Origin of the sequence: Hahella chejuensis KCTC 2396, assembly GCF_000012985.1 — a bacterium.
GTDB classification, from domain to species: domain Bacteria; phylum Pseudomonadota; class Gammaproteobacteria; order Pseudomonadales; family Oleiphilaceae; genus Hahella; species Hahella chejuensis.
Genome location: NC_007645.1, coordinates 2,710,012 through 2,733,196, shown reverse-complemented (window position 1 = coordinate 2,733,196; position 23,185 = coordinate 2,710,012). Strand labels below are relative to the sequence as shown.

At 53.7% G+C, this 23,185-nt stretch carries 14 protein-coding genes; 4 read left to right on the top strand and 10 right to left on the bottom strand.

The window, feature by feature from the left end; translation table 11 throughout:
• Window positions 1–45 precede the first annotated feature (45 nt).
• Window positions 46–600 carry a DUF6160 family protein gene (locus HCH_RS12045; protein WP_011396521.1) on the bottom strand — a complete coding sequence of 185 codons (555 nt, stop codon included), beginning with the start codon at window positions 598–600 and terminating at the stop codon, window positions 46–48.
• Window positions 601–1,347: 747 nt separating this feature from the next.
• Between HCH_RS12045 and pabB the strand changes: the two genes are divergently transcribed.
• Complete coding sequence (pabB, locus tag HCH_RS12040; RefSeq protein ID WP_041599483.1) at window positions 1,348–2,679, top strand: aminodeoxychorismate synthase component I; 1,332 nt, start codon at window positions 1,348–1,350, stop codon at window positions 2,677–2,679.
• On the opposite strand, the gene thrH is transcribed toward pabB, so the two are convergent.
• On the bottom strand, window positions 2,676–3,290 hold the full coding sequence (gene thrH / locus HCH_RS12035; protein ID WP_011396519.1) for a bifunctional phosphoserine phosphatase/homoserine phosphotransferase ThrH: 615 nt from the start codon (window positions 3,288–3,290) through the stop codon (window positions 2,676–2,678). The genes pabB and thrH overlap by 4 nt on opposite strands.
• Window positions 3,291–4,414: 1,124 nt before the next feature.
• On the opposite strand from thrH, the gene HCH_RS12030 reads away from it, so the two are divergent.
• Window positions 4,415–5,140 carry a phosphoadenylyl-sulfate reductase gene (locus tag HCH_RS12030; protein ID WP_011396516.1) on the top strand — a complete coding sequence of 242 codons (726 nt, stop codon included), beginning with the start codon at window positions 4,415–4,417 and terminating at the stop codon, window positions 5,138–5,140.
• Window positions 5,141–5,167: 27 nt separating this feature from the next.
• On the opposite strand, the gene cysB is transcribed toward HCH_RS12030, so the two are convergent.
• Entirely contained in the window at window positions 5,168–6,142 is a 975-nt protein-coding gene (gene cysB / locus HCH_RS12025) for an HTH-type transcriptional regulator CysB (RefSeq protein ID WP_011396515.1), read from the bottom strand.
• 142 nt (window positions 6,143–6,284) lie between these two features.
• On the opposite strand from cysB, the gene HCH_RS12020 reads away from it, so the two are divergent.
• Together HCH_RS12020 and HCH_RS12015 are read left to right on the top strand one after the other, a co-directional pair.
• Entirely contained in the window at window positions 6,285–7,055 is a 771-nt protein-coding gene (locus HCH_RS12020; RefSeq protein WP_011396514.1) for a sulfite exporter TauE/SafE family protein, read from the top strand.
• A gap of 104 nt (window positions 7,056–7,159) precedes the next feature.
• A complete protein-coding gene (locus tag HCH_RS12015; RefSeq protein WP_041598600.1) occupies window positions 7,160–9,910 on the top strand; it encodes a LuxR C-terminal-related transcriptional regulator in 2,751 nt (916 codons plus the stop codon).
• 300 nt (window positions 9,911–10,210) lie between these two features.
• Here the strand turns inward: HCH_RS12015 and dinG are convergent, their stop codons facing one another.
• The 7 genes from dinG to hrpA form a co-directional block, all read right to left on the bottom strand.
• A complete protein-coding gene (dinG, locus tag HCH_RS12010) occupies window positions 10,211–12,367 on the bottom strand; it encodes an ATP-dependent DNA helicase DinG (RefSeq protein ID WP_011396512.1) in 2,157 nt (718 codons plus the stop codon).
• Window positions 12,368–12,373: 6 nt separating this feature from the next.
• Window positions 12,374–13,183: a general secretion pathway protein GspB gene (locus HCH_RS32290; RefSeq protein ID WP_011396511.1), complete on the bottom strand. Its 810-nt coding sequence runs from the start codon at window positions 13,181–13,183 to the stop codon at window positions 12,374–12,376.
• 9 nt (window positions 13,184–13,192) lie between these two features.
• Entirely contained in the window at window positions 13,193–14,962 is a 1,770-nt protein-coding gene (locus HCH_RS35015; RefSeq protein WP_041598599.1) for an ExeA family protein, read from the bottom strand.
• A 161-nt stretch (window positions 14,963–15,123) separates the two neighbouring features.
• The gene (locus HCH_RS11995) at window positions 15,124–16,608 is read right to left on the bottom strand and encodes a DUF3336 domain-containing protein (protein ID WP_011396509.1); all 1,485 of its coding nucleotides are present in this window, start codon (window positions 16,606–16,608) and stop codon (window positions 15,124–15,126) included.
• A gap of 144 nt (window positions 16,609–16,752) precedes the next feature.
• Window positions 16,753–17,478, bottom strand: a complete 726-nt coding sequence (locus HCH_RS11990; protein WP_011396508.1) for an MlaA family lipoprotein — start codon at window positions 17,476–17,478, stop codon at window positions 16,753–16,755.
• A gap of 489 nt (window positions 17,479–17,967) precedes the next feature.
• Window positions 17,968–19,089: a beta-ketoacyl-ACP synthase III gene (locus HCH_RS11985; RefSeq protein WP_011396507.1), complete on the bottom strand. Its 1,122-nt coding sequence runs from the start codon at window positions 19,087–19,089 to the stop codon at window positions 17,968–17,970.
• Between the two features lie 136 nt (window positions 19,090–19,225).
• On the bottom strand, window positions 19,226–23,098 hold the full coding sequence (gene hrpA, locus HCH_RS11980; protein WP_011396506.1) for an ATP-dependent RNA helicase HrpA: 3,873 nt from the start codon (window positions 23,096–23,098) through the stop codon (window positions 19,226–19,228).
• Between the last annotated feature and the right edge of the window lie 87 nt (window positions 23,099–23,185).

Below are 23,185 nucleotides of genomic sequence, written 5' to 3'. Positions count from 1 at the left end.
ATGCCTTTTCCTCATCAATCGGCTGACCCTCAGGTCCGCCCGGTATTAGTTACCGTGAACAACCAGTTCAAGACCGTCCAGGTTCATACCGATGATTTCAACAGAACCCATGCTGTTAACTTGACCCAGACCAGTCTGGTTCAGGTAAACACCCATGTCGCCTACGCGCATGTTGATGTCGGAGTTTGCGAAGGTGATGCCGATACCACCCAGGTTGGTGGTGCCCAGAGTGGCTGCGTCAGCCAGAGCATCGATAGTGACGTCAACGCTACCGTTGATGGAGATGTCTTTTGCGATGAAGCCGCCCAGCGCGCCAGTAGAAGCGCCCAGAGTAGCGTTAGAAGCGGAATCCCATGCTTCTACGTCAACTTCCCATTTGAACGCGTCGATGTGGATGCCTGCGTCAGTATCCCAGTCGCTGTCAGCGATTACAGCGATGTCTGAGTAAGTCAAAGAACCGAAGCCGGCTTCGATGACCAATCCGCTTTGACCGGAAACGTCCGCCAGTACAGCGTCGTCAACTGCTTTCAGTTCAGCTTGAGCCGCCAGAGGAGCAGCAGCAATAGCAGATACCAAAACTAATTTTTTCAGGCCTTTCATTAAAATTCTCCTAATGTTTATTTTTTTAATTTCAGGAAACTCTCGTGAGCTTCAGATTACCGGTCAACAATCGAACAAATTGTTCGACAACCGACCGAATAATTCTGAGCGATTGTTAATTTAGTTTACGCTTCATTGGTTTTCCGTGATTACTCTCACAGTTTCCATATTATTAATATGCGTCTAGAATTCCATTTAAAAACAAACAATTAGCGTCTAATTACAACCGCCTGAGTATTGTGAAACGTTTCGTTTTTGTTTGTTTTGTGTTTCACAATCACGGGGCCAGTGTAGGGTTGTGTTACCGGCGAATCCGTGAATGAAATTACAGAAAACACGCCATTTGTTAAGAAGTGTTAACGGGTAGACAGTATTTGGCCATCTGGCCTATATACGTTCCGACAAGCCCTACCCAAAAACGCCTTTTGAACATTTCCCTCTCGTGAATCCCTTCCCCTTGGGCTCAACCAAACGAAGAACTGCGGCCCATTTCCAGATCGAAACGCCATCGCCAGCGACTTAAAAACGTGAGCAACTTCAAATATGCGCTCGCTAACACTACAATTCCGCAGTCTTTTGAGACCGCTAAAGCCAATAGACGTAAGACAATAAGAAGTCCGGCCGCGAAACGCCGCCGTCCGAGCGCCTGAAAAATGGAAGCCGGAGGGTTAGAATGTCGGATTAATGAGCCACTGGCGCTTATCGGGCGCCGGAAGAGGCGCTTTTTTACCAGGCCAATATTTGTTGATGTCAGTTTTCACTATTCCCTACGCAGACTATAACGCCGTCATTCACTCGCTATCTTCCCGTCCGGGCTTTTGTTGGCTGGACAGTCGAACCCAGGAGGGACGCGCCTTTGAAATTATCGCCTGCGATCCGGAATGGATAGTTCGCAGTCAGGAAAACGACCACTTTCTTACTCGTCCCGATGAGACGGAGACGTCCATCTCCTATACCGACCTGCTGGCGCTTGCCCAGCTCCCACGCGCTGTCCGACCGACCCCTTGTTTCAAGGGGGGCCTGATCGGATTCATTAGCTACGAATTTGGACGCAATCAACTGCTTGGCGACCGTAACTGGCGTCGAAAATCCATTTTTCCCTCCGCCTGCATTGGCGCTTACGATCATTACCTGGTCGTAGAACACGATAAACAAATTATTACCGGGTTCGGGGATGCGGCATTCCAAAGCCTGTTGCAGCAAGGGCGCCCCGCCACAGAGACCTTTAGCGTAACGCGAGCGATTTCGCCTGACTGGAGCTACGAACAGTACGCAAACGAATTCGCCAGAATCAAGAAATACATTCTCGCTGGGGATTGCTATCAAATTAACCTGACACAACGTTTTTCAGGCGCTTATACAGGCGATCCTTTGGAAGCCTATATAAAAGTCAGACAGGTGGCCAAAGCTCCCTACTCCGCCTTTTTCCGCAGTGGTCAGGGCGATCTGCTTTGCTTCTCGCCGGAGAAGTTTCTTACGGTGCAGGACCGCGATGTCGTCACCAAACCCATCAAAGGCACCCGCCCGCGCGGAGCCAGCGCCGACGACGATTTTCGCCACATTGAGGACCTTACCTCCAGTCCCAAGGACCGAGCTGAAAACGTAATGATCGTAGATCTTCTGCGCAACGATCTGGGTAAGATTTCCAATATCGGTAGCGTCAAAGTCGAAAAGCTCTGCGCTCTGGAAACCTACAGCAATGTTCATCACCTGGTCAGTACGGTGACTTCCACCCTGCGCGACGATGTCTCCCCCTTCGCCGCCCTGATCTCCTGTTCGCCAGGCGGATCGATTACAGGCGCCCCCAAGAAGCGGGCGATGGAAATCATTGATGAACTGGAAGGTCACGCGCGCAGCGTTTATTGCGGCAGCGTATTTTACCTGTCCAATGACGGACGCATGGACAGCAATATCGCCATCCGCACCATGACCTGTCGACAGGGCGACATGCATGTATGGGGCGGAGGCGGCATCGTTGCGGACTCTAAATGCCTTGCGGAATACAATGAGTCCGTTGTAAAAATCAGGCACATCGTTGAAGCCCTCGGCGGAGACTTGCCCGGCAAACGCGAAGTTTAATCCGTTACCACGCGACTGGCTTTAATAAATTCCGCGCGCAGTTCGTCGTAGCTATGCACCGCGGGAAACTGCGGAAATTCAGCAATAACGTTGTCGGGCGCCTTAAACAAAATACCAGCGTCCGCTTCCGCCAGCATAGTCGTGTCGTTGTAGGAGTCTCCCGCCGCAATCACATGGTAATTCAGACCGTGAAACGCCTGCACCGCCATCCGCTTTGGGTCCTTCTGGCGCAACAAGTAATTCGTCACTTTACCGTTCTCATCGACTTCCAGACGATGACATAACAATGTCGGCCAGCCTAGCTTCTCCATTAATGGCATCGCGAATTCGTAGAATGTATCGGACAAAATCACCACCTGAAATCGACGTCGCAGCCAGGCGACAAACTCCTGCGCTCCAGGAAGCGGGTCCAGCATAGCAATAACGGATTGTATATCCGGCAATCCATAGCCATGCTCATCAAGGATTTCCAACCGCTGCTTCATCAACACATCGTAGTCCGGAATATCCCGGGTCGTCGCGCGTAAAGCTTCTATCCCTGTTTTTTCCGCAAAGGCGATCCATATTTCGGGTATCAACACCCCTTCCAAATCAAGACACGCAAGTTCCACGACTCACTCCTGTCATCTTTAATTCATTCGATATCCGCAGAGACTCGCATTGACGCCGCTCGACCCAGGCGTGAAGCCGCGCCCGACAACAGCCCAGAGCAGTCCTGCATTCCATTAAAAAACGCCTTAATCATAAGGGTTTAGCAGGGGGTTGCATATTCGATAGATAAAGCTAAAATCGGTTAAAGATGTAAACAAGAATTCACATAAGTTTACGAAAAAAATAACAAGATGAAACTATAGAGGAGAGTCCGATGTACATCAGCGTAAAAAAGCTTGCTGGGCTGGTTGCGTTCAATGCGTTAGGGTTAACTCTGACGTTAGTTCTGGCGAATCAAATCCTTTAATCACCGTCTCTTAATCACCTCTAACTCAATATTTAGCCACGTCCCGGCTTTCTGTCCGGGACGGCTGTTTGACGCCCCGGATCTATAGAATTCCTCACTCTCGCTAAATCACATTCAGTCTAATATTAACCAGGCAGACAAATAGCTTCCTTCTATTTGTCTGCAACGACAGGGCCTGCGCATGTCAGGCCCTGTCTCCCGCGGCTTGCCGCCGCGCAGGCGCATCCATGCGCCTGATCATTAACATGCCAATATCATTGCCATATTAATAATTTCTCTACGTCCGCAGAAAGTCCCTAATCTGATTATGAGTTTTGATCGGTTACAAGTCTTTACAGTTAAACATGCAGACACACTTAATCCAAATGGACTATACTAAAATCACGGTGGTGATAAACCCTTGCAGAAGCAGCCACCGACCGAATTAGGAGGCTCTATATGCCTCCTTTTTTCTTTTTAGCGTTTATTCGCCCCCTCGTTGTCTTATCCCACAGCATCAAGCCTTAATTATCAGAAGTATTGGCGCGCAGTCACATCTCGCCACATCCAACCGTAAAGTTGACTGTTTTCAAGAGGCATTATTTTTTTCTTGGTCTACACTTCTTCTCGTAGTGACACAGACCTTTTGTGTCAACAGCTTAGAATCAAATCTTGGGAGGCCCCTTGGCCTCCTTTTTTTGTTTTCGTTCTTTAGATATAAGTCTTTATTATTTTTAGCTCTATCAGCAATTTGTTAGCCTACAGGCGTCTAATTTCTCTGCTACAAGGCGCTAGTTGATGACACCCGAATATGATGTAAAGGAACTCGCCAGGGAGATGGAAGAGTGGAGCCCGAAGGAAGTGATGCGCAAAGCGTTGGAGCTTTACGACAATATCGCAATTTCGTTCAGCGGCGCAGAAGATGTGGTCCTGATAGAAATCGCCAGCAAGCTAAAGAAGAATATCCAGGTGTTCACATTGGACACAGGCCGCCTGCATCCAGAGACTTATCGATTTATCGAAAAAGTACGCGATCACTATAATCTACAGATTGAAACGCTATCGCCCAACGCAGAGGAACTGGAGCGTCTGGTGAGGGAAAAAGGGCTTTTCAGCTTCTATAAAAACGGCCATTCCGAATGCTGCGGCATTCGCAAGGTCGCGCCGTTGCGGCGTAAGCTTGCAACCGTCGACGCCTGGATCACCGGACAAAGAAAAGATCAAAGCCCCAGCACACGCAATAAGGTCGCGCTAGTGGAAGAAGACGCCGCGTTTGGCGCGCCAGATCGCCCGTTGATCAAATTCAATCCATTAGCGAACTGGACGTCACAAGACGTGTGGAACTACATCCGTATGTTCGATGTTCCATACAATGAGCTGCATACAAAAGGGTTCATCAGTATCGGCTGCGAGCCCTGCACACGGCCAGTGCTGCCCAATCAGCATGAGCGTGAAGGACGCTGGTGGTGGGAGGAGTCCACCATCAAGGAATGCGGGCTTCATGCAGGCAATCTCAAAAGCTGAGCCCTACCAGCCTGCCCGCTGCAGCCTCTAATATGTGGGCAGGCTGATATTTTCGAAGAGCTCCTCGATTTCCGCCTTGCTGGCCTTTTGGGACGCCTGGTCCACCAGTTCTCTGGTGAGATGGGGTGCGAAACGCTGGATAAATTCGTACATGTAACCGCGAATAAATGTCCCACGCCGAAACCCGATTTTCGTCGTGCTGGGACGAAACAGCTTACTGGCGTCCAGGGCCACCAAATCGGAGTCCGCCACCGGGTCATACGCCATGCGGGCGATAATGCCCACGCCCAGCCCCAGTCGCACATAAGTTTTGATAACGTCGGCATCCGCCGCGGTGAACACCACTTTCGGCGTCAGCCCTTTTTCACTAAACGCTTCATCTAGCTTGGAGCGACCAGTAAAACCGAACACGTACGTGACGATGGGGAACGCCGCCACATCTTCTATTTCTAGCTTCTTCTTCTCGGCCAGAGGATGGTTTTTCGGCACCACCACACAGCGGTTCCAGCGGTAGCAGGGAATCATGATCAGATCCGAAAAGTGCTCCAGCGCCTCCGTGGCGATAGCAAAGTCCACGGTGCCGTCCGCCGCCATTTCCGCGATCTGCATTGGCGTGCCCTGATGCATATGCAACGAAACTTCTGGATATTCCTGAATAAAACTGCGAATGATGGAAGGCAGCGCATATCGCGCCTGCGTGTGAGTCGTGGCGATGCTAAGGTCGCCTTTACGCTGATTGCTGAATTCCTGCGCGATCTGCTTGATGCCATCGACCTTACGCAGAATCTCACCGGCGACTTTAATGATGGTCTCTCCCGCCGGCGTCACCCTGGTGAGGTGCTTGCCGCTGCGAGAGAAAATCTCCACGCCCAGTTCATCCTCCAGCAGACGGATTTGTTTACTGATGCCGGGTTGTGAGGTGTAAAGACTCTGAGCAGTGGCGGACACGTTGAGATCATGATGGGCGACTTCCCATATGTATCTCAGCTGTTGCAGTTTCATTGAATGGTCTCCTTGCAGCCCGGCGTTATTATAATTGGAGATAAAAATATAAATAAATATTCTTTTTAAGAATAGATAAATCTAGCTAGATTGGCCAAATAATTCTTGGCTTATTACGCATTTGTTAGTTTAGACCATCTCTATGGAAATTCTTTTATATATTGTCGCCGGGGCCGGCGTTGGTTTTTTGGTCGGTTTGACAGGCGTTGGCGGCGGTTCGTTGATGACGCCGTTGCTGATTCTTTTCGGCTTTCCCGCGCATACAGCGATCGGCACCGATCTGCTCTACGCCGCTATCACCAAGTCCGGCGGCGTCGTCACTCACGCCCGCAGCGGCACAGTGAACTGGAAGCTGGCCGCCACCCTGGGCGCTGGCAGCATTCCCGCTTCGATTATCACCACCCAGATTCTCGCGCACTACTTCCCTCATCCGGAAGCGTATAAACACCTGTTGACCACCAGCCTGGGGCTGATGCTGATCGTCACCGCCGCCGTGCTTCTATTTAAAGACCGTTTGCTGCGCACCAGCTCCGGGGCGACGGTCATGAGCGACGAGCGGCGCGCTGGGGTCACCGTATTTATGGGCGTCATCTTGGGCGTGTTTGTGACATTGTCCTCCGTCGGCGCAGGCGCTATCGGCACAGCCCTGCTCATGTTGCTTTATCCCGCTTTGTCTTCGTCCCGCGTCGTCGGTACGGATCTCGCTCACGCCGTTCCCCTGACCTTCATTGCTGGTCTTGGGCACATGCAGTTGGGGAACATAGACTACTACCTGCTCGGCAGTCTGTTGATTGGCTCTCTGCCTGCGATCCATTTCGGAACCGCCCTGGCTAAACGGATGCCTTCGGAGGTGCTGCGCCCCGCTCTGGCGAGCATGTTGTTGATTATCGGCGTCAAATACGCGTTCTTCTGAAGATTGACGCAAGCGGTTAACGCTTCTGTATATCCACAACCCCGTTAAAGAATTGCATCTAACGGGGTCCGATGCGCATATTTCCTTGATTTAATTGAGTTCAGTTGACAAGTTTTCAGTTTCCAGAAAGACTGAAACCCGCTTTTGGCCATACTGACTGCACTCTGCGCATGATCGTTCTCGAAACCAAACTTTTCCCGCTTCGCCTCGACGACAGCCTGCTAACGCGCCAGCGCCTGCTTCGCCGCATCGGCGCGCCCGGCAGCGCCCGCTTTATTGGTCTCGTTGCGCCCGCCGGCTTTGGAAAATCCACACTGGCGCGGCAATGGACGCAATCTCATCATGCGCTCACCAGCTGGATCTCGCTTGACCCCGCAGACAATTCCGCCTCTACGTTCTGGGGCTATGTCGTAGAAGGATTGCGTCGTAACGGACTGGAAGATGTCGCGGAGCTGCGCGCGCGGCTGCAGGAGACTGCGCACGCCAACGCCAGAGTACTGGTGACCGCGTTAATCAATCAACTTCACCTGCATCAGGATCGCCACTTTGTGCTGGTTCTCGACGACCTGCATCACATCGCCAACAAGGATATCCTCGACGGCCTGACCTATCTGGTGGACTTCGCGCCCGCCAACTTCACCTTGATCGTCACGTCCCGCAACGAGCCGTCATTTCCTCTCGCTCGCTGGAAAGTGAAACGCTACGCCAGACTGCTCTATTCCGCAGACCTGGTGTTCGATTCGCGAGAGGTCGCAGACTTATTCGCCCTCGCATTGGACGTCAAGGTCAGTCCAGAGGCCGCCGCTCGCGTCGTTGGCTCTACCGGCGGTTGGGCGGCGGCTTTACAACTGTTGTCACAAGCGGATTTGAAGCGGGCGGACGGAGCCTTATCGAACGAAAAGTTTGAGCAGGCGTTAGCCCAGGCAAAAAAAGAAATCGACGATTATGTCGCCCAGGAAGTACTGGACGATTTGCCGACCCACCTGCGTGAGTTCATCCTGGAAATGGCCGGAGCCGCCCGTTTTGACGTAGCGCTGTGCGATCTGGTCAGAGGCGCTCATGACAGCCATCAGATATTGCAGGAACTGGCGGCGCGCAACCTGTTTCTAATTCCTCTGGATGACGCCGGCCAGTGGTTTCGCTTCCATGAGCTTTTCCGCGATGGCGCATTGCACTATTTAAGGCAACGCCAGCCGAACGTTCATCTGCAGCATTGTCGCCAAGTCGTGCAAGCCAGCCTGGAGCGCCGGCTCTATCTGGAGTCCGTGCAACTGATCATGCACATTCAGGCCTGGGACCTGCTGCAATCCACTCTGGAAAACATCGGAAACCAACTGGTGCGCCAGGGCTATCATCTTTACATCATTGAATGGCTTAATGACGCTCCGCAAGAATTGCTGAACCAGTCACTGCGTTTACAGCTGCTTAAAATATGGTGCCTGCTTTACGACAATCAATTCGCCGCCATTCCCGACTTGGTGGAAGCGGCGAAGAAGCACCCCTTACTGCCCGAGCAGGATGATACGGTGCGCCATGAGTTACGCCTGCTGGAAGCCTACGCCGCGCGAAGTCGTAAAGACATCCAGACCGCCAGCGCTCTGACGCAGTCCGTCTTACAGGATCTGCAGCAAATCAACGCCCCGATCAAGTCCCTGGCCTACTTCGGCCTCGGCAACGACTACTACGGCCTGGGCCGACTGGATGACGCCATGGCGGCGTTGAAGGAAGCTGTGACACTGGGCAAACTGGAGCAACGCTTCTCCACGGTGCTTTCCAGTCTGGGCCTGCTGCTGTGGATCATGCAAATCAAAGGCGATTTTCTGCATGCGATCAACTTATTCCGGCAAACTGAGCTCTGGGTGCAGAGTTACCATAAAGACGGCCCCGAGCCCAACATTGTCTCTTGTTGGCTCAACAGCTCGCTGGTGCTGATCCATTGCGCCTTGAACAATCCGGAACATGCCGAGCGCTTTCTCAAACCCATGTTGCCATTCGTGGATAACGCCGAGCCGCAACAAAAACTCATCACTTACTACACCTGGGCGGAATTCAATCGACATTGCGGCGATTATTCACAGGCGCTACGTCACTACGAGCAGGCTCGCGAGCAGTTGGAGCATAACCAGCGCGAGCTGGCTGCGTTCGCCCCACCGGTAATGGCCGGTAAGCTGCATTGTCTGCTGGATAAAGGCGACATGCTGCATGCAGAGTCCGTGTACGCTCAGATTCTGAGTAAAATCACCACGGAGACCTCTCCTTTCGAGGGTATGGAAAACCTGTCAGCACAAGCGCGATACTTTCTCCATAAACAGCAATGGCCCAATTTGCAAGAGACCTCCGAGCTTATACAAGCCCTCGCCGAGAGCCACAACTCTTCACGCTATCAGGCGCAAGCGAAACTTCTGCACGCCGCCGCCCTGGCGGGACAAAATCAGCCAGAAGCGGCGCGGAGACTGCTAAGCGAAGCTTTGGCGCTGGGTGAAAGTAACGATTTCGTCGCTATGTTCCTGGCGGACGAGGCCTGTCTGAAGCCACTATACGCCAACCTGAATGTCGCCGAGACGAGTCAGGCTTACTTGGAAAAGCTGCAAATTAATCCCCTCCCGCAGAAACCTGCGCCGGCGCAAGAAGAAGCGACGCTGTCCCAACCAGGAGGCTTGCTGGAGGAATTAAGTAAACGGGAAATGGAGGTCTTGACGCTGATTTACGAAGGGCTCCCCAACAAGAAGATCGCGGACCGCTTATTCCTGGCGCCCGCCACCGTAAAGGCGCACATTCGCAATATCTACGGAAAAATCGGCGCGGCGAGCCGTACGGAAGCGTTAGCCCGGGCCCGTCATTTAGGCCTGTTGTGATCCATTACTCTCTTTTTACGCCCTATGGACGATGCGGCTACGCCCCCTCATTTTTTACGCTAGCCCCATGATCGAATTCGACAAAGCCTTTCATTTCGAATTCTCTTGCAGGGCTTGTCCCTGCTTTTTTGTCTCCTTAAGAGCGCAGGAAGTTTCTTCTCCTGTTTTGCGCTAGCGGCGATGAATGGTTATTAAGCCTCGAAATCGCCGCACCTTTTTCTGAAACGCCGACTTCAACTCTCCAGCCCGCAGCTCGACACACCGTTAACCCTGGTGAAGAACCTGCGCACCAACACCGACTTACGATTCGCTTGCGGTTGGCTGACGAATATCCGCCGAGACCACTTTGTAAGGCGGCAATGCATTGAGGATGATGCGGCCGTATGAGCGCGTCCACAGACGACGGTCCATTATCGAAATCTTACCGCTGTCCCTTTCGCTGCGCAGTAAGCGCCCACATGCCTGCAGCAAACGCGTGATCGCGTCAGGCAGCACCACCTGATTGAAAGGATTGCCGCCCTTGGATTTCAGCCACTCCGCATAGGTCGCTTCCACCGGGTCATCCGGTACGGCGAAAGGCAGCTTCGCAATAATGACGTGCTTGAGGTAATCTCCGGGCAGATCAAGCCCCTCCGCGAAACTGGCCAGACCAAACAGTACGCTGCCCTTGTTTTCGTCCACCCGCGAGCGGTGAGTATCTATCAACTGGCCTTTGTTGCCTGAATCCTGGGTGATGATCAGACTTCCCAGTTTGGTGTCCGCCAAAGCGCGAGCGGCGAACTGCATGTGTTTCCTAGCGCTGAACAGGACTAGCGTGGCCTGTTTTTCATCAATGATGCGCAACAGCGCCTGGCTCAGCATTTCCAGATAGCTCTCGGAATCCTGCGGGTCGCGCCCCAGATCGCAAAGCTCCAGAGTACAGTTATTATTGAAGTCGAACGGACTGTGATGAATCGCGAATGTGCTACCGTCGGGAAGGCCCACCTGCCCCGCCAGACGATCAAAACGCCCCGCTACGCTTAGCGTCGCGGATGTCAGCACACAGCCAAACGCTCGCGACCACAGCCGCTTGCGCAACAAATGCGCCGCGTTGGTGGGGCTGACATGCACGACCACATCGCTATCCGTTTCTTTAGCCCAGGTCGTCAGCCAGCGGGCGGTGGGCGTATGGCCCTCCTGGACTTCCTCGCCCATGATTCGCCATACGTCTTCCAGATTCTCCACTTGGGACTGATATACAGACAGCGCCATCACCGCCTGATCGTAAGCCTGTCGCTGCGCGCCGCCCGGCTGTTCTTTTTCCGCAAGTTCCCGCAGACGCTTGAGCACCGCCTCCAGCTCCTTGGTCATCTCGCCGACCTTATCCGCCATTGCTGCGGACAGCTTGCGCAATTCTTCAGGAATCACGCCCATGGGATAACGGTATTGAAAAGTGGCGCGCTCGTCGTTCTCTTCCCACTCAATCGTTTCGTTCAGAAACCGGGCGACGGCGTCGAGATGGTGATGCACTTCCTGCGACAACGCCGCCATCGGACTGACTCGGTTGGTGATCTGCTCGTCGTAGGCGAAAACGCTCTGCCCCTCCACCAGAGCCCGGCTCAACCCACGCAACATCTTCTGCGAGGATTTCAAGCCCGCGCTGAAGGCGAAATGATTCAGCGCCTTATCCGCCATGTGGTGGGCTTCGTCAAAGATGTAGATGGTTTCTTCCGGCGGCGGCAGAACAAAGCCGCCGCCTAACGCCAGGTCCGCGAACACCAGATCGTGGTTGGCGACGATAATCTCCGCCTTTTCGGATTCCATCTTCGCCTTGTAGTAGGCGCACTGGGTAAAGAACGAACAACGCTTATTCAGGCACTGGCGATGATCCGTGGTCACTGTCGACCAGAGCGACTCCTCGATGGGCTCGGGGGCGCTATCCCAGTCTCCGCTCCATCCCTTGTCCACCATCCAGTTCATAAACCGTTGGTAGGCTTCCGCATCGACATCCGGCCCGCTGCTTTCCTGCGGCCCGTCCAGCAGCAGAATGCCTTGCTCCTGGCCAGCCAGATACGAATCGAGTTTATGCAGACAGATATAGCGCCCACGCCCTTTCGCCAGCGCGACTTTGAACTCAAGATCCGTATGCTCCGCCAGCAACGGCAACTCGCGCTGCACTACCTGCTGCTGAAGGGTCACCGTGGCGGTGGAAATGACGATTTTCTTGCGCAACGCCGCTGCGAACGGAATGGACGCCATTAAATAGGCCAGGGTTTTTCCTGTGCCAGTCCCCGCCTCCACGACACAGGTGGTGGCGTCATTGCTACGGCGAAACTCGCCGTCCAGTTCGATGGAGGACAGATAACGCGCTATCTCGGCGATCATATGCCGCTGCCCGGAGCGAGGTTTGATGTTGCGGGCGGCGATATACTTTCGATAGGCGGACTGAATCTGCTCCTTTATACCTTCACTAACCATGCTCGCCTAACTTTCGGGAGCCCAGTTGCGGATGACGGGAATCCAGAATAACTGGCCGCCTTTATCCAGCACTACGCCGTTCTCGGTAATCTGATACACCTTCAGGCCGGAGAAACGTTGTCCTTCCCGAAGATAGTTATTGTTGATCATGATTCTACGGTCGTCTGGACTGGCGCTGTAGATATGGCTATTGAATTCCATCGCCGGAATCTGCTGCTGGAAAGCGGCGCTCAGCTCGGAAATATTGGGATACTGCTCCTCCACATTCTGGGTCGCTTCCGCCGCTCCGGAGCCGGGAACAATCATCGTTCTGCGTGAAGAGCCATTGGAAGGCGCGATAAGCATGCCGCCATCCGCTGTGAACGTCTCCTCCTCTTCCTCACCGCCGAGGTCCACATAGATATCCGTATTCGAGGCGGTATCCAAGGGCACTTTATCAACCATGAAATCAGAACTATTGGCGCTCATTGGTTGCACGGAAACCGCCTGTGTCGGCGTGTTTCCAGCCATTGGCTGCGCAGACTGAGGTTGCGCCGGCGTCGCTGGAGCACTCGCCGATGAGGCTGTAGATGGAGCAGGAGCGGCGTCAACGGAGACTGTTTCTACAGGCGTCTCTTTTTCAAAGGGACGATTCATAAAAAAGAAGATCGTCAGGGCGATAGCGTTGAGGCTAAGCAACAAAATGAGAATCAGCGCCCAGGGCGCGCGCTTCTCTTTGCGAGGCATCATGAATGCGCCGCCTTGCACCACGTCAGGCAGCTTTTCCTGGTATCTTTCTGATTCGGAACGTCTCAGGGCTTCAAGTATATAGGACATGTCGTTTTCCTATGAGCGCTTGATCGGAATAAGCAGAGGCGCTGTGCTGTCAGTCCAGCTATTTAACATGATCAGGGTGATGGCGCCCGGGATGCCGTCCGGCAATATCCCGACCTCCTGCTGAAACCAACGCACCCGGTCTTTCAATGAGGTGTCCGGCAGGGGCTCCAGTGAGGGCTTCTCGTCTTGAGACAGCCAAATCTCATTCACCCGTTTGATCTTGCCGTCAATCCACTCATTTTCACCCTGCATTTCTCCTGGCTGAATCACCATTGACGCATAGGGAGGGACTTTCCACAAAATACTGTAATCCCCCTGCCAGTGCCCATCCAGCTCCGCCAGGGGAATAGTATGACGTTCGCCATCCAGTTCAATCACCGCGGACTGATCCGCCGATACGGAGATTAGCGCAGCGCTGAAGGTTTCGCCGGTATTATTCATCAATTTCAACACGGCTGGGCGATTAAGCTGCAAAAGGCTGCGCCAATTGCCCTGACGGTGCAGGCAACGCAGCCCGCGAGTCTCCACGAATTCACACACCAAACCGCGAGCGCCGGCGCTGTCAGCCAGTCCCCAGATATGCATCACGGACTGATAGGCCTTACGCGTATTGTCGCCTTTGGGTCGGTAGGCGCCTAACACCTTTGAGGCCGAAGTGGTTACAGGCGACACCCAGGCGGCGGTCTGGGCGGCGGCGGTTGCAGACTCGCCGCTGGCGGAGGCTTCCGTCGCCGCCCCTTTCTCTTCAGATGGCAACGCTGCGTCTTTGAGCGTTCCTTCATCCCTCTGCACCTGACCTTCCCCCTCGCCCGCTAATGCGGAGGCCTGCGCAACGGCGCCGATGGCCTTGTCCGGCTGGCGACGGTCTTGATTGAGGGACAACCCCAGCACCAAGGTCAAACCTCCCGCCAACGCTCCTGCGGCGAAACCTTTGACGACCCAGTTATCCAACCATTTCATGGTAGTGCGTTTGGCGTTAAGGCCAATCTCTTTGCCCGCCATCTTAACCAGCGCGGGGGTCACGACCTGACTGTTTTCCGAATAAGCGCCCAACAGCGCCCTATCACAGATCAGGTTGATGATACGGGGTATGCCGCGACTGAGCTTATAGACTTTATTGATCGCCGCGTTACTGAACAGCTCTTTGCGGCAGCCCGCTACCGACAGGCGGTAGCCGATATAAGCGCGCACGTCTACGGGAGACAGGGCGTCGAGGTGGTAACGCGCCGTGATGCGCTGCACCAACTGGCGTAATTCCGGCCGTTGCAGCAGCTCTTTCAGTTCCGGCTGCCCCAGCAAAATAATCTGCAACAGTTTCTTTTTTTCTGTTTCCAGATTGGTGAGCAAACGCAGTTGCTCCAACACATCTGAAGACAGATTCTGCGCCTCATCGATAACCAGCGCCGTATGCTTGCCGGCGGCGTGCGCCTTCAACAAGTGTTTGTGAATAACGTCAATCAGGATCTTGATGGAGCACTGAGCGGGATAAGCGATATGCAGCTCATCGCAGATCGTGGCCAGCAGCTCTCTGGCGGTGAGTTTCGGATACAGGATGAAAGCAATGTCCGTGTTTTTCGGCACCCGTTGCAGAAAACAACGACAGGTGGTGGTCTTACCGGTGCCTACTTCACCGGTCAGCAGCACAAAGCCCCCCTCCCTTTCAATGCCGTACAACAAATGCGCCAACGCTTCTCTGTGGCGTTCGCTCATGTAGAGATAACGGGGATCAGGCGCGATGGAAAATGGGCTTTCTTTTAAACCGAAAAACGCTTCGTACATGGAATCCAAAATTGCGCCTGTTGGCGCGGGCATAGTTACTGTCAACGCGCTAGTGTAACGCGCCGGACGGCGGAGTTAAATTATAGAAACTGCAAATTTCCGGGATTCGTCCGTGAATCATACAATTTCCCCGTCAGCGTCGCGGCTGCGTCCCATTATGTCTATTTGGTAACGTTCACCACCCGCAATTCCGCTTTGCGCCCCTGCAGCCTGTTTTTCAATCGTTTGATTCCTTTCTCCAGGGTCAGACTGATCTTAGAGTGCGTACGGATCATGGAAATCTTCGGCCAGGTGGCGCGCTCGCCTTCCAGCGCCAGGCGCTCCACCACATCCGGCGAGGGGTTGGAGAGCATCCGGCGAAAATGCCAGAAGCTATAACGGGGCGCAATAGTGACATCGCCATAATAGCGCTGCGCCAGGATCGTATAGGCCTGACCGCACAGTTGCCGCAGCAGCTCAGGCTCCGCCTGCTTCCGTAAGTAGTCAAACGCGCCCATGCCATGAAACTGCATCTCCGCCCTGGCGATCCGAAACGGCAATGAGACCAGACTGATTTTCTGGTCCCGCTTCTTCGCATTCATGAAGGGAACGATATGAGGATTAGTCTGGCTCACAATAGAAAAGTTGATGTCATACAAATGTTTGAGTCGCTCTATGGGCAAATCGCTCACCACCGAGCCATCCACCCAGCGCAGCTTCGGCATGTAGGGAACAATGCCGCCGTTCTCATCCTTACGCATCAGGCGTACGGGAGGGAATACGGCGGGAACCGCAGACGACGCCAACGCCGCGCTCCATACCAACAGATAAGGCGAGGTATAGCCGCTGAGCAGGCGTTCTTTCTGATGGTGATGAACCGGCGAAACGGAGATGTTGATGCTACGCCCAGTACGCTGATAAGCCTCCAGAAACGAATATTCGCCAATATTGGAGCGCAGGCATTTCTCCAACTGCCGAACATCCATAAATCCGCGCCCGCGCAACCCATTAAACAGCCCCGTCCAGCGCCAGGCCTTCAGGTTATGGCGACTGGGCTCCAGCATTTCCGGGATTTCCGCATCAGTATGGGTTCCCAACATGGCCGCAATAACTGAGCCCACGCTGGAGCCGGCGATCACTTGGGGCAACAGACCCCGCTCCCAGAGCGCCTTGATCACGCCAAGATGGAACAGCCCCAGAGTCGCTCCTCCGCTCAGCAGCAACGAGGGCCGGCCGAAGCTGATGGATGTGTCTTTGAAAAACTCCAGTTTCTGCCGAGGCGGCAACTCGGGGATATCGTTGTCACAGACATAATTGAGCGCGTCGCATACCTGATTGACGTATTCCTCGATCAAGTGCTTGGTGCCGATGTAACTGTGCTGATACAGCAAAGCGTTCCCCATATTGCCGAGATCATGGTGCAACCCTTCACGCAAGCTGCGGATCAGCTTGGAATGATCTCGGCCTTGCATCGCGTTGCGAAGCTCCATCAGGCGGTCATAGATCAACTCATAATTGTATAGATCGCTGGCGAATGACTCCTTCCACTCCACATGCCCTTCCAGATAATCCAGTTCCAGTGCGGCGTCACGCCAAGTGGCGTAGTCTCGGGCCTCAGCCATCGCTTTACGGTACTTGTGAAGTTTCGTGTTCAAATATCTCGACATCAGTCCCACCCAGCTATTAATTCCTTAGCTTAAATATAGCTTATCGGACGGGAAGAGCCGCAAGTGGCTATGTGGCTATGTGGCTATAAGAGTGAGAAGTCGATGAGAAAGAGACAGCGGGAGCCCGGTTCCCGCTTGAAAGGATCAATAATCTTCGTCGAAGTCGTCGGAAGTAAAAGGATCTTCGACTTTGCCGTCATTAATCAGAAATTCACGCTGCTGCAGATACGCATTTCTGACGAATGTATAACGGTCGCCCTGAATCAGATTTTCCGCCGGAATAACATCGGCGCGTTTGTCGACAATGCGGGTCGCGCTGGCGAAGTACTTTTCCGGCTCAGGAAACAGGTACCCCACGGGGTCCGCATAACTGTCAGGAATGCGGCCAATGGTGTCGGTGACGGTGCCCGGCCCCAGGAACGGCAGCATCAGATAGTTACCCTGGGGTACGCCCCAGTAGCTCAGCGTCTGGCCGAAATCCTCTTTGTCGACGGAGATATCGAAGGCTGTCGCCACATCAAACAGACCGCCAATTCCCCAGGTGCTGTTGAACATGATGCGGCTGGCTGTCGCTGCGGCTTCATGATGTTTCAACTGCAGGATATTGTTGGCTAGCGTGACGACATCGCCAAGATTGCCGAAAAAATTTGTAACCGAGCGATCGACGACTTCCGGCGTGACAGCCCGATAGCCTTTGGCGACTGGACGCAGAAGGTAGTCATCCAGAAATTCGTTAAAAGCGAAAACCTTTCTATTGTAAGATTCCCACGGATCTTGCGGATGAGGCGTCATCGCCCCTGCGGGCGCGGCCATCGACAATAACAAAACGGCGGACAAACGCCTTGTGTGCTGCGGTTTACTCGTATCCATAAATCCCACTTAAGCGCCTTGGGGGCTCTCTATATTCTTCAGTCTGGCTTAACTTCGGCGGTATTCAAGACTCTCAAAGCTTCCGTCTTCTTGTGGCGACCTCTCAACGTCGTCGCTACGCGGAATACTGAACTGGCCGCGGGCGCTTATTTTTATTGGATATGGCGGCAAATTGGCTCAAAGGCCTGATTAATATGCGGGCTAGCGCACATTTTTGCAACGTGCCGAGCAGTCTACCTGACAAAATATCCACTTCAAAGTAAGTATTCCTCTGTAGCCCTGGCCTGATGACTCAAGACTTATTCTTTAGCCAGGCAACCCTGTTCTCGTCCGTGAGTCTGCATCAAAACGACGTTTATGAATAGTTACAGTTCAATGCAACGGGTTGCATCAACAGTCTCGAAAAAAATGGGAGCCCGCGCTAGAAACGAAAAAGCCGTGACGCAATCGCCACGGCCAGTCTAAAAATGGATTAGATTCGAGAGTGAATCAAACCTTGCGAACAATAATACTGCCGGCTGAATAACCTGCGCCAAAGGAGCAAATCACGCCTAATGCACCGCTGTTCAAATCCAACTTATTCAAATGGAACGCGATGATAGAGCCGGCTGAACTGGTGTTGGCGTAGGTATCCAAAATGGTTGGCGCTTCCTCCGCCGTCGCTTCCCGCCCCAATACTCTCTTTGAAATCAGTTGGTTCATGCTCAAATTGGCCTGATGTAGCCACATGCGGTTGAGTCTGGAGGCGTCGATATCGTTACCGGCCAGATGCTCCACAATCATCTCAGAGACCATTGGCACCACTTCTTTAAACACCTTGCGGCCATTCTGCACGAAGAGCTTGTCTGGCTTGCCAACCCCGGACTCATCGCAACGGTTCAAGAAGCCGAAGTTATTGCGGATATTGTTGGAGAACAGCGTTTTCAGTTTGGTTCCGATAACCGCGAACTGGTGCTGGCTGGTGGCGGTGTCCGCCTTCTCCAGAACAATCGCCGTGCAGGCGTCGCCAAAGATAAAGTGACTGTCGCGATCCCTGAAGTTCAGGTGGCTGGAGCAGATTTCCGGATTCACCACCAGCACTGCGCGAGCTGAGCCGGATTCAATCGCATTGACCGCCGCCTGTATGCCGAATGTAGCAGAGGAACAGGCTACGTTCATATCGTACGCAAATCCGTCTATGCCCAGTGCGCTCTGCACTTCCACCGCTACGGCGGGATAAGCGCGCTGCAGGTTGGAGCAGGCGACGATGACTGCGTCAATGTCCTGGGGAGTCTTACCCGCTTCCGCCATCGCCTTCTTCGCTGCGTCGACAGCCATTTCACACTGCACGCTCGGCTCTTCATTGCTGCGTTCAGGGATATAGGGATGCATGCGATCTACGTCCAATACGCCCTCTTTGTCCAGAACGTAGCGACTTTTGATGCCGGATGCTTTGACGATAAAATCAGCCGAGGATTCTTGTAGCGCGATAACTTCCCCTGACTCGATTTTCTCTTTGTTCTCTTCGTTAAAACGTTGCACATAGGCGTTAAACGAAGCCACCAGCTCCTCATTGGAAATGCTGTAAGCCGGGGTAAACAGGCCCGTGCCGCTAATGACTACAGAACTCACGATTAAGCCTCTACTTATTTAATTAATTATTGCACTCGCGTATTGACGAGAAATCTTAGCACATAACAGCGGCAGGGCTGGATGAATTTGCCCCAGAGCGCCCACAAGAATATGACCGTTGTGTTAAGAAGCGGAACTAAATTCGGACTTTTTCCCATTGCTTCTGGAGCTTCTTCTCCGACACGCTCATGAGTGTGCCAAGCTTCTGCGCGAAATAGGAAACCCGAAACTCTTCCAGCATCCAGCGGAAATTGGCGAGCTCTTCATCCACATAGCCCTCCCGTTGATGCTTCTCTTTTCTCGCATTGTATTGCGACCATAGCGTCTCGAACATCAGTTGAAACTGGCGCTCCTGGGCGATCTGCCGCGGCATTTTGTCCAACCGCTCTTCAATCGCAGCGAGGTAGCGTGGATATTGCCGCAACCATTCCAGCGGCGCTTCCGTGAGAAACCCAGGGTAGATCAAGTGCTGCAGCTGTCGTTTTACATCCCCCAGGAACATCGCCAGCGCTAACACTGTATTTTTACCCAAAGCTTTGGTTATCCGGTGATAGGCCTGCAAAATTTCATGCAGCAACAACGCCAGCTCTTCCGCTTTGGGGATCAAATCCGCCTTATACTGCTGCACTCGCCGAGCGAACTCATCCGCATTGGCGATGGCGGGCTTATCTTTGAGGAAAACCTCAATGCAAGCGGTCAAAGCCAGTTCGTCCACCAGACCGTCCAGTTTCCCGGTTGGCGCATAGTAAAGCCCGATCTCTTTCCGTTTGGGCAGATTCTTCTTCAGATACTTCACCGTATCCGCCAGCCTCAGCATGATCAGCCGCGCCATGCCGAGACGATGTTGCGCCTGCGCGAACCCCGCGTCGAACGCCGACTTTAACGCTACGGTCGCTCCCTGATCCTGCAAATAAGGGTACAGAAACAGGCTGGCGCCCGCCTGGCTGACGGCGACTTTCTCCTGCAGAACGCCGAATGTCCATTCCGTCAGACCAGCCTTCTCTTTGAACAGACTGTCGGATTCTTGCGCCAGCTTTTCCAGGCGCCCCTCAAGTCGTTTAACCAGTTCATGGTAATCACGCCCCTGGTCAATCACGCCCCCCTGGCTGTCCACCACCTGGATATTCATGCGCAGATGAGGCGGCAGCAGGGATTCATCCCATTGTTCAGGGGCCACCTGTATGCCGGTCATTTTGCGCAACTGTTCCCCTAACGCCAGAGACATGGGGTGATTATCCGGAACCATGGCGTCACTGGCCGCCTTGGCGAAATCCGGAACCGGCACAAAGTTTTTCCGAATCGCCTTCGGTAAGGAGCGAATTAACGCCTCACACTTCTCTTTACGCATTCCCGGCGCCAGCCAGTCCAGAAGGCCAACCGGCGCTTGCGCCATCGCTGCGGCGGGCATGCGCACTGTCACGCCATCGTCTTTCGCGCCCGGCTCAAACCTGTAGCTCAACTGGAACTGCTGTCCATTCCAAAGCAGTGCGTCCGGAAACTGCTCTTCCAGCTTCACTTCGGGCAGTACGCGCAACAGCGCTTCCGGCGACAACAGCAACGCCTTCTTGTCCCCGTCCGGCAAGCGCTTGTACCAATACTCCAACCCTTTGACGGTGGTGATGTCCGCGGGCAGTTGCTCGTCGTAAAACTGGAACAGCACTTCATCATCGACCAACAGATCACGACGACGGGCTTTGGCTTCGATCTGCTCCACTTCTTCCCGGCATTCCGCATTGTGCAGAATAAACGGCAGGCGGCTGTTGATTTCACCTTCAATGAGCCCTTCCCTGATCAACGCCTCACGACTGAACTGCGGATCAATACGCCCGTAGCTCACTTGGCGACGCGGCACGACAATCAGCCCATACAGAGAGACCTGCTGAAACGCCAACGCCTCGCCACGCTTCTTCGACCAATGCGGCTCCAGATAACTGCTCTTCAGCAGTTGCGGCGCCACTTTCTCAATCCAGCCGGGCTCCATGCGAGCGACCGTGCGGGCGAACAGGCGGCTGGTTTCCACCACTTCCGCCGACATAATCCAGTTCGGCGCCTTTTTGCGTACTTTCGATCCTGGAAAGATCACGAATTTGCGTTGACGAGGACCGGCGTACTCGCCTTTTTCGTCTTTCTGACCAATTTGTGTGATCAGCCCCGCCAAAAGAGCCTGATGCAGTTCGTCATAAGCAGCGGGCTCAGTATTCTCTTTGTAGTTCTGTTCATGACAGAGCAACAGCAGCTGCCGATGTGTGTCGCGCCATTCGCGCATTCTCAGAAACGACAGAAAGTTTTTCTTGCAGTAGTTACGCAGCTGATTCGCGCTCAGCTCCTGACGCTGCGTCTCATAGCCGTTCCACAGGTTCAGCAGGCTGACGAAGTCGGATTGCTCATCCGCCCACTGCGCGTGTTTCTCATCCGCCGCCTGCTGGAACTCCATGGGGCGCTCGCGCGGGTCCTGCACGGCCAGGGCTGATACGATGATCAGCATTTCTTTCAAGCAATGTCCTTCCGCCGCAGCCACCAGCATACGCGCCAGACGAGGATCAATGGGGAAGCGCGCCAGCGTGCGCCCAATGGGCGTCATCTGGCGCTGCGCGTTGACCGCGCCAAGTTCTTCCAGCAATTTGTAGCCGTCGTTGATATAACGTTTGTCCGGCTTTTGCATGAAAGGAAATTTCTGGATATCGCCGAGGCGCAACGAGAGCATCTGTAGAATGACCGACGCCAGGTTGGTGCGCAGAATTTCCGGATCAGTGAAAGGGTCGCGACCGTTAAAGTCCTCTTCAGAGTACAGACGGAAACACACGCCCTCCGCCACACGACCGCAGCGTCCTTTACGCTGCTCGGCGCTGGCTTGCGATATCGCCTCTATCGGCAGCCTTTGCACTTTGGAGCGATAGGAATAGCGACTGATGCGCACCTGCCCCGGATCAATCACATAACGAATGCCCGGCACCGTCAGGGACGTTTCCGCCACGTTGGTGGAAACGACGATGCGACGACCGCCGTGAGACTGAAAGATCCGGTTCTGTTCCTGATTGCTGAGGCGGGCGTATAACGGAAGGATTTCCGTGTTACGGAACTCCTCCTTGCGCAGCCGTTGCGCCGTCTCGCGGATTTCTCGTTCGCCCACCATGAATATCAGGATATCCCCGGGCGGTTTACGTTGTTCCCGCTCCATCCTTTCGATTTCCCGAATCACATGCACAACGCCATCCTGAAGACCGATATCCACCTCGTCGTCCATGGTGGTCAAGGGACGGTAATGCAGCTCCACCGGATAGGTGCGGCCGGAGACTTCCACCACTGGCGCGCCGTTAAAATGCTCGGAAAAGCGGTCAAGGTCGATCGTGGCGGAGGTAATAATAACTTTGAGATCAGGACGCTTCGGCAGGAGGTTTTTCAGATAGCCAATCAGGAAGTCGATGTTTAACGAGCGCTCATGGGCTTCGTCGATAATAATCGTGTCATAGCGATTAAGAAAACGGTCATTCTGGGTTTCCGCCAGCAAAATCCCGTCTGTCATCAGCTTCACTAAGGTGCTGTCGTCCGTATGGTCGGTAAAACGCACCTGGTAACCCACCTGTTTGCCGACTTCGCAGCCCAACTCTTCCGCAATGCGGTTGGCCACGGAACGCGCCGCCAGCCGGCGCGGCTGGGTATGACCGATCAACCCCTCCACGCCACGCCCCAAATCCAGACAGATTTTTGGCAACTGCGTGGTCTTACCCGAACCAGTCTCACCAGCGATGATGACCACCTGGTTCTCAGAAATGGCCTTTTTGATTTCTTCCAGCTTATCGGCGACCGGCAGATTATCCGGATAACGCACCTGCGGCATTGCTTGCAGACGCGCCGCACGAATTTCCATAGAACGCAATGTCGCGCGCCAGAACTTTTCGACGTCCTTTTCCGCAACAGAACCCTTTGCGATTTCCCGCCACTGTCTCTGTAGTCTAAAACGATCTTTGATCAACACCAGGGACGGGTCAAAACGAGTTTCACTCGACATGTAATATACTTTTCAACCAATACTAATTCAGGATGCGGATGTTAGCGGGAAATGGATTAATAGTTAAGCGGCATACTGAATATCAAG

What these genes read in the sequence shown, in the direction of transcription:
- HCH_RS12045 (WP_011396521.1), bottom strand. Translation starts at nt 600, where the DNA reads ATGAAAGGCCTGAAAAAATTAGTTTTGGTATCTGCTATTGCTGCTGCT.
- pabB (WP_041599483.1), top strand. Translation starts at nt 1,348, where the DNA reads ATGTCAGTTTTCACTATTCCCTACGCAGACTATAACGCCGTCATTCAC.
- HCH_RS12030 (WP_011396516.1), top strand. Translation starts at nt 4,415, where the DNA reads ATGACACCCGAATATGATGTAAAGGAACTCGCCAGGGAGATGGAAGAG.
- cysB (WP_011396515.1), bottom strand. Translation starts at nt 6,142, where the DNA reads ATGAAACTGCAACAGCTGAGATACATATGGGAAGTCGCCCATCATGAT.
- HCH_RS12020 (WP_011396514.1), top strand. Translation starts at nt 6,285, where the DNA reads ATGGAAATTCTTTTATATATTGTCGCCGGGGCCGGCGTTGGTTTTTTG.
- dinG (WP_011396512.1), bottom strand. Translation starts at nt 12,367, where the DNA reads ATGGTTAGTGAAGGTATAAAGGAGCAGATTCAGTCCGCCTATCGAAAG.
- HCH_RS32290 (WP_011396511.1), bottom strand. Translation starts at nt 13,183, where the DNA reads ATGTCCTATATACTTGAAGCCCTGAGACGTTCCGAATCAGAAAGATAC.
- HCH_RS35015 (WP_041598599.1), bottom strand. Translation starts at nt 14,962, where the DNA reads ATGTACGAAGCGTTTTTCGGTTTAAAAGAAAGCCCATTTTCCATCGCG.
- HCH_RS11995 (WP_011396509.1), bottom strand. Translation starts at nt 16,608, where the DNA reads ATGTCGAGATATTTGAACACGAAACTTCACAAGTACCGTAAAGCGATG.
- HCH_RS11990 (WP_011396508.1), bottom strand. Translation starts at nt 17,478, where the DNA reads ATGGATACGAGTAAACCGCAGCACACAAGGCGTTTGTCCGCCGTTTTG.
- hrpA (WP_011396506.1), bottom strand. Translation starts at nt 23,098, where the DNA reads ATGTCGAGTGAAACTCGTTTTGACCCGTCCCTGGTGTTGATCAAAGAT.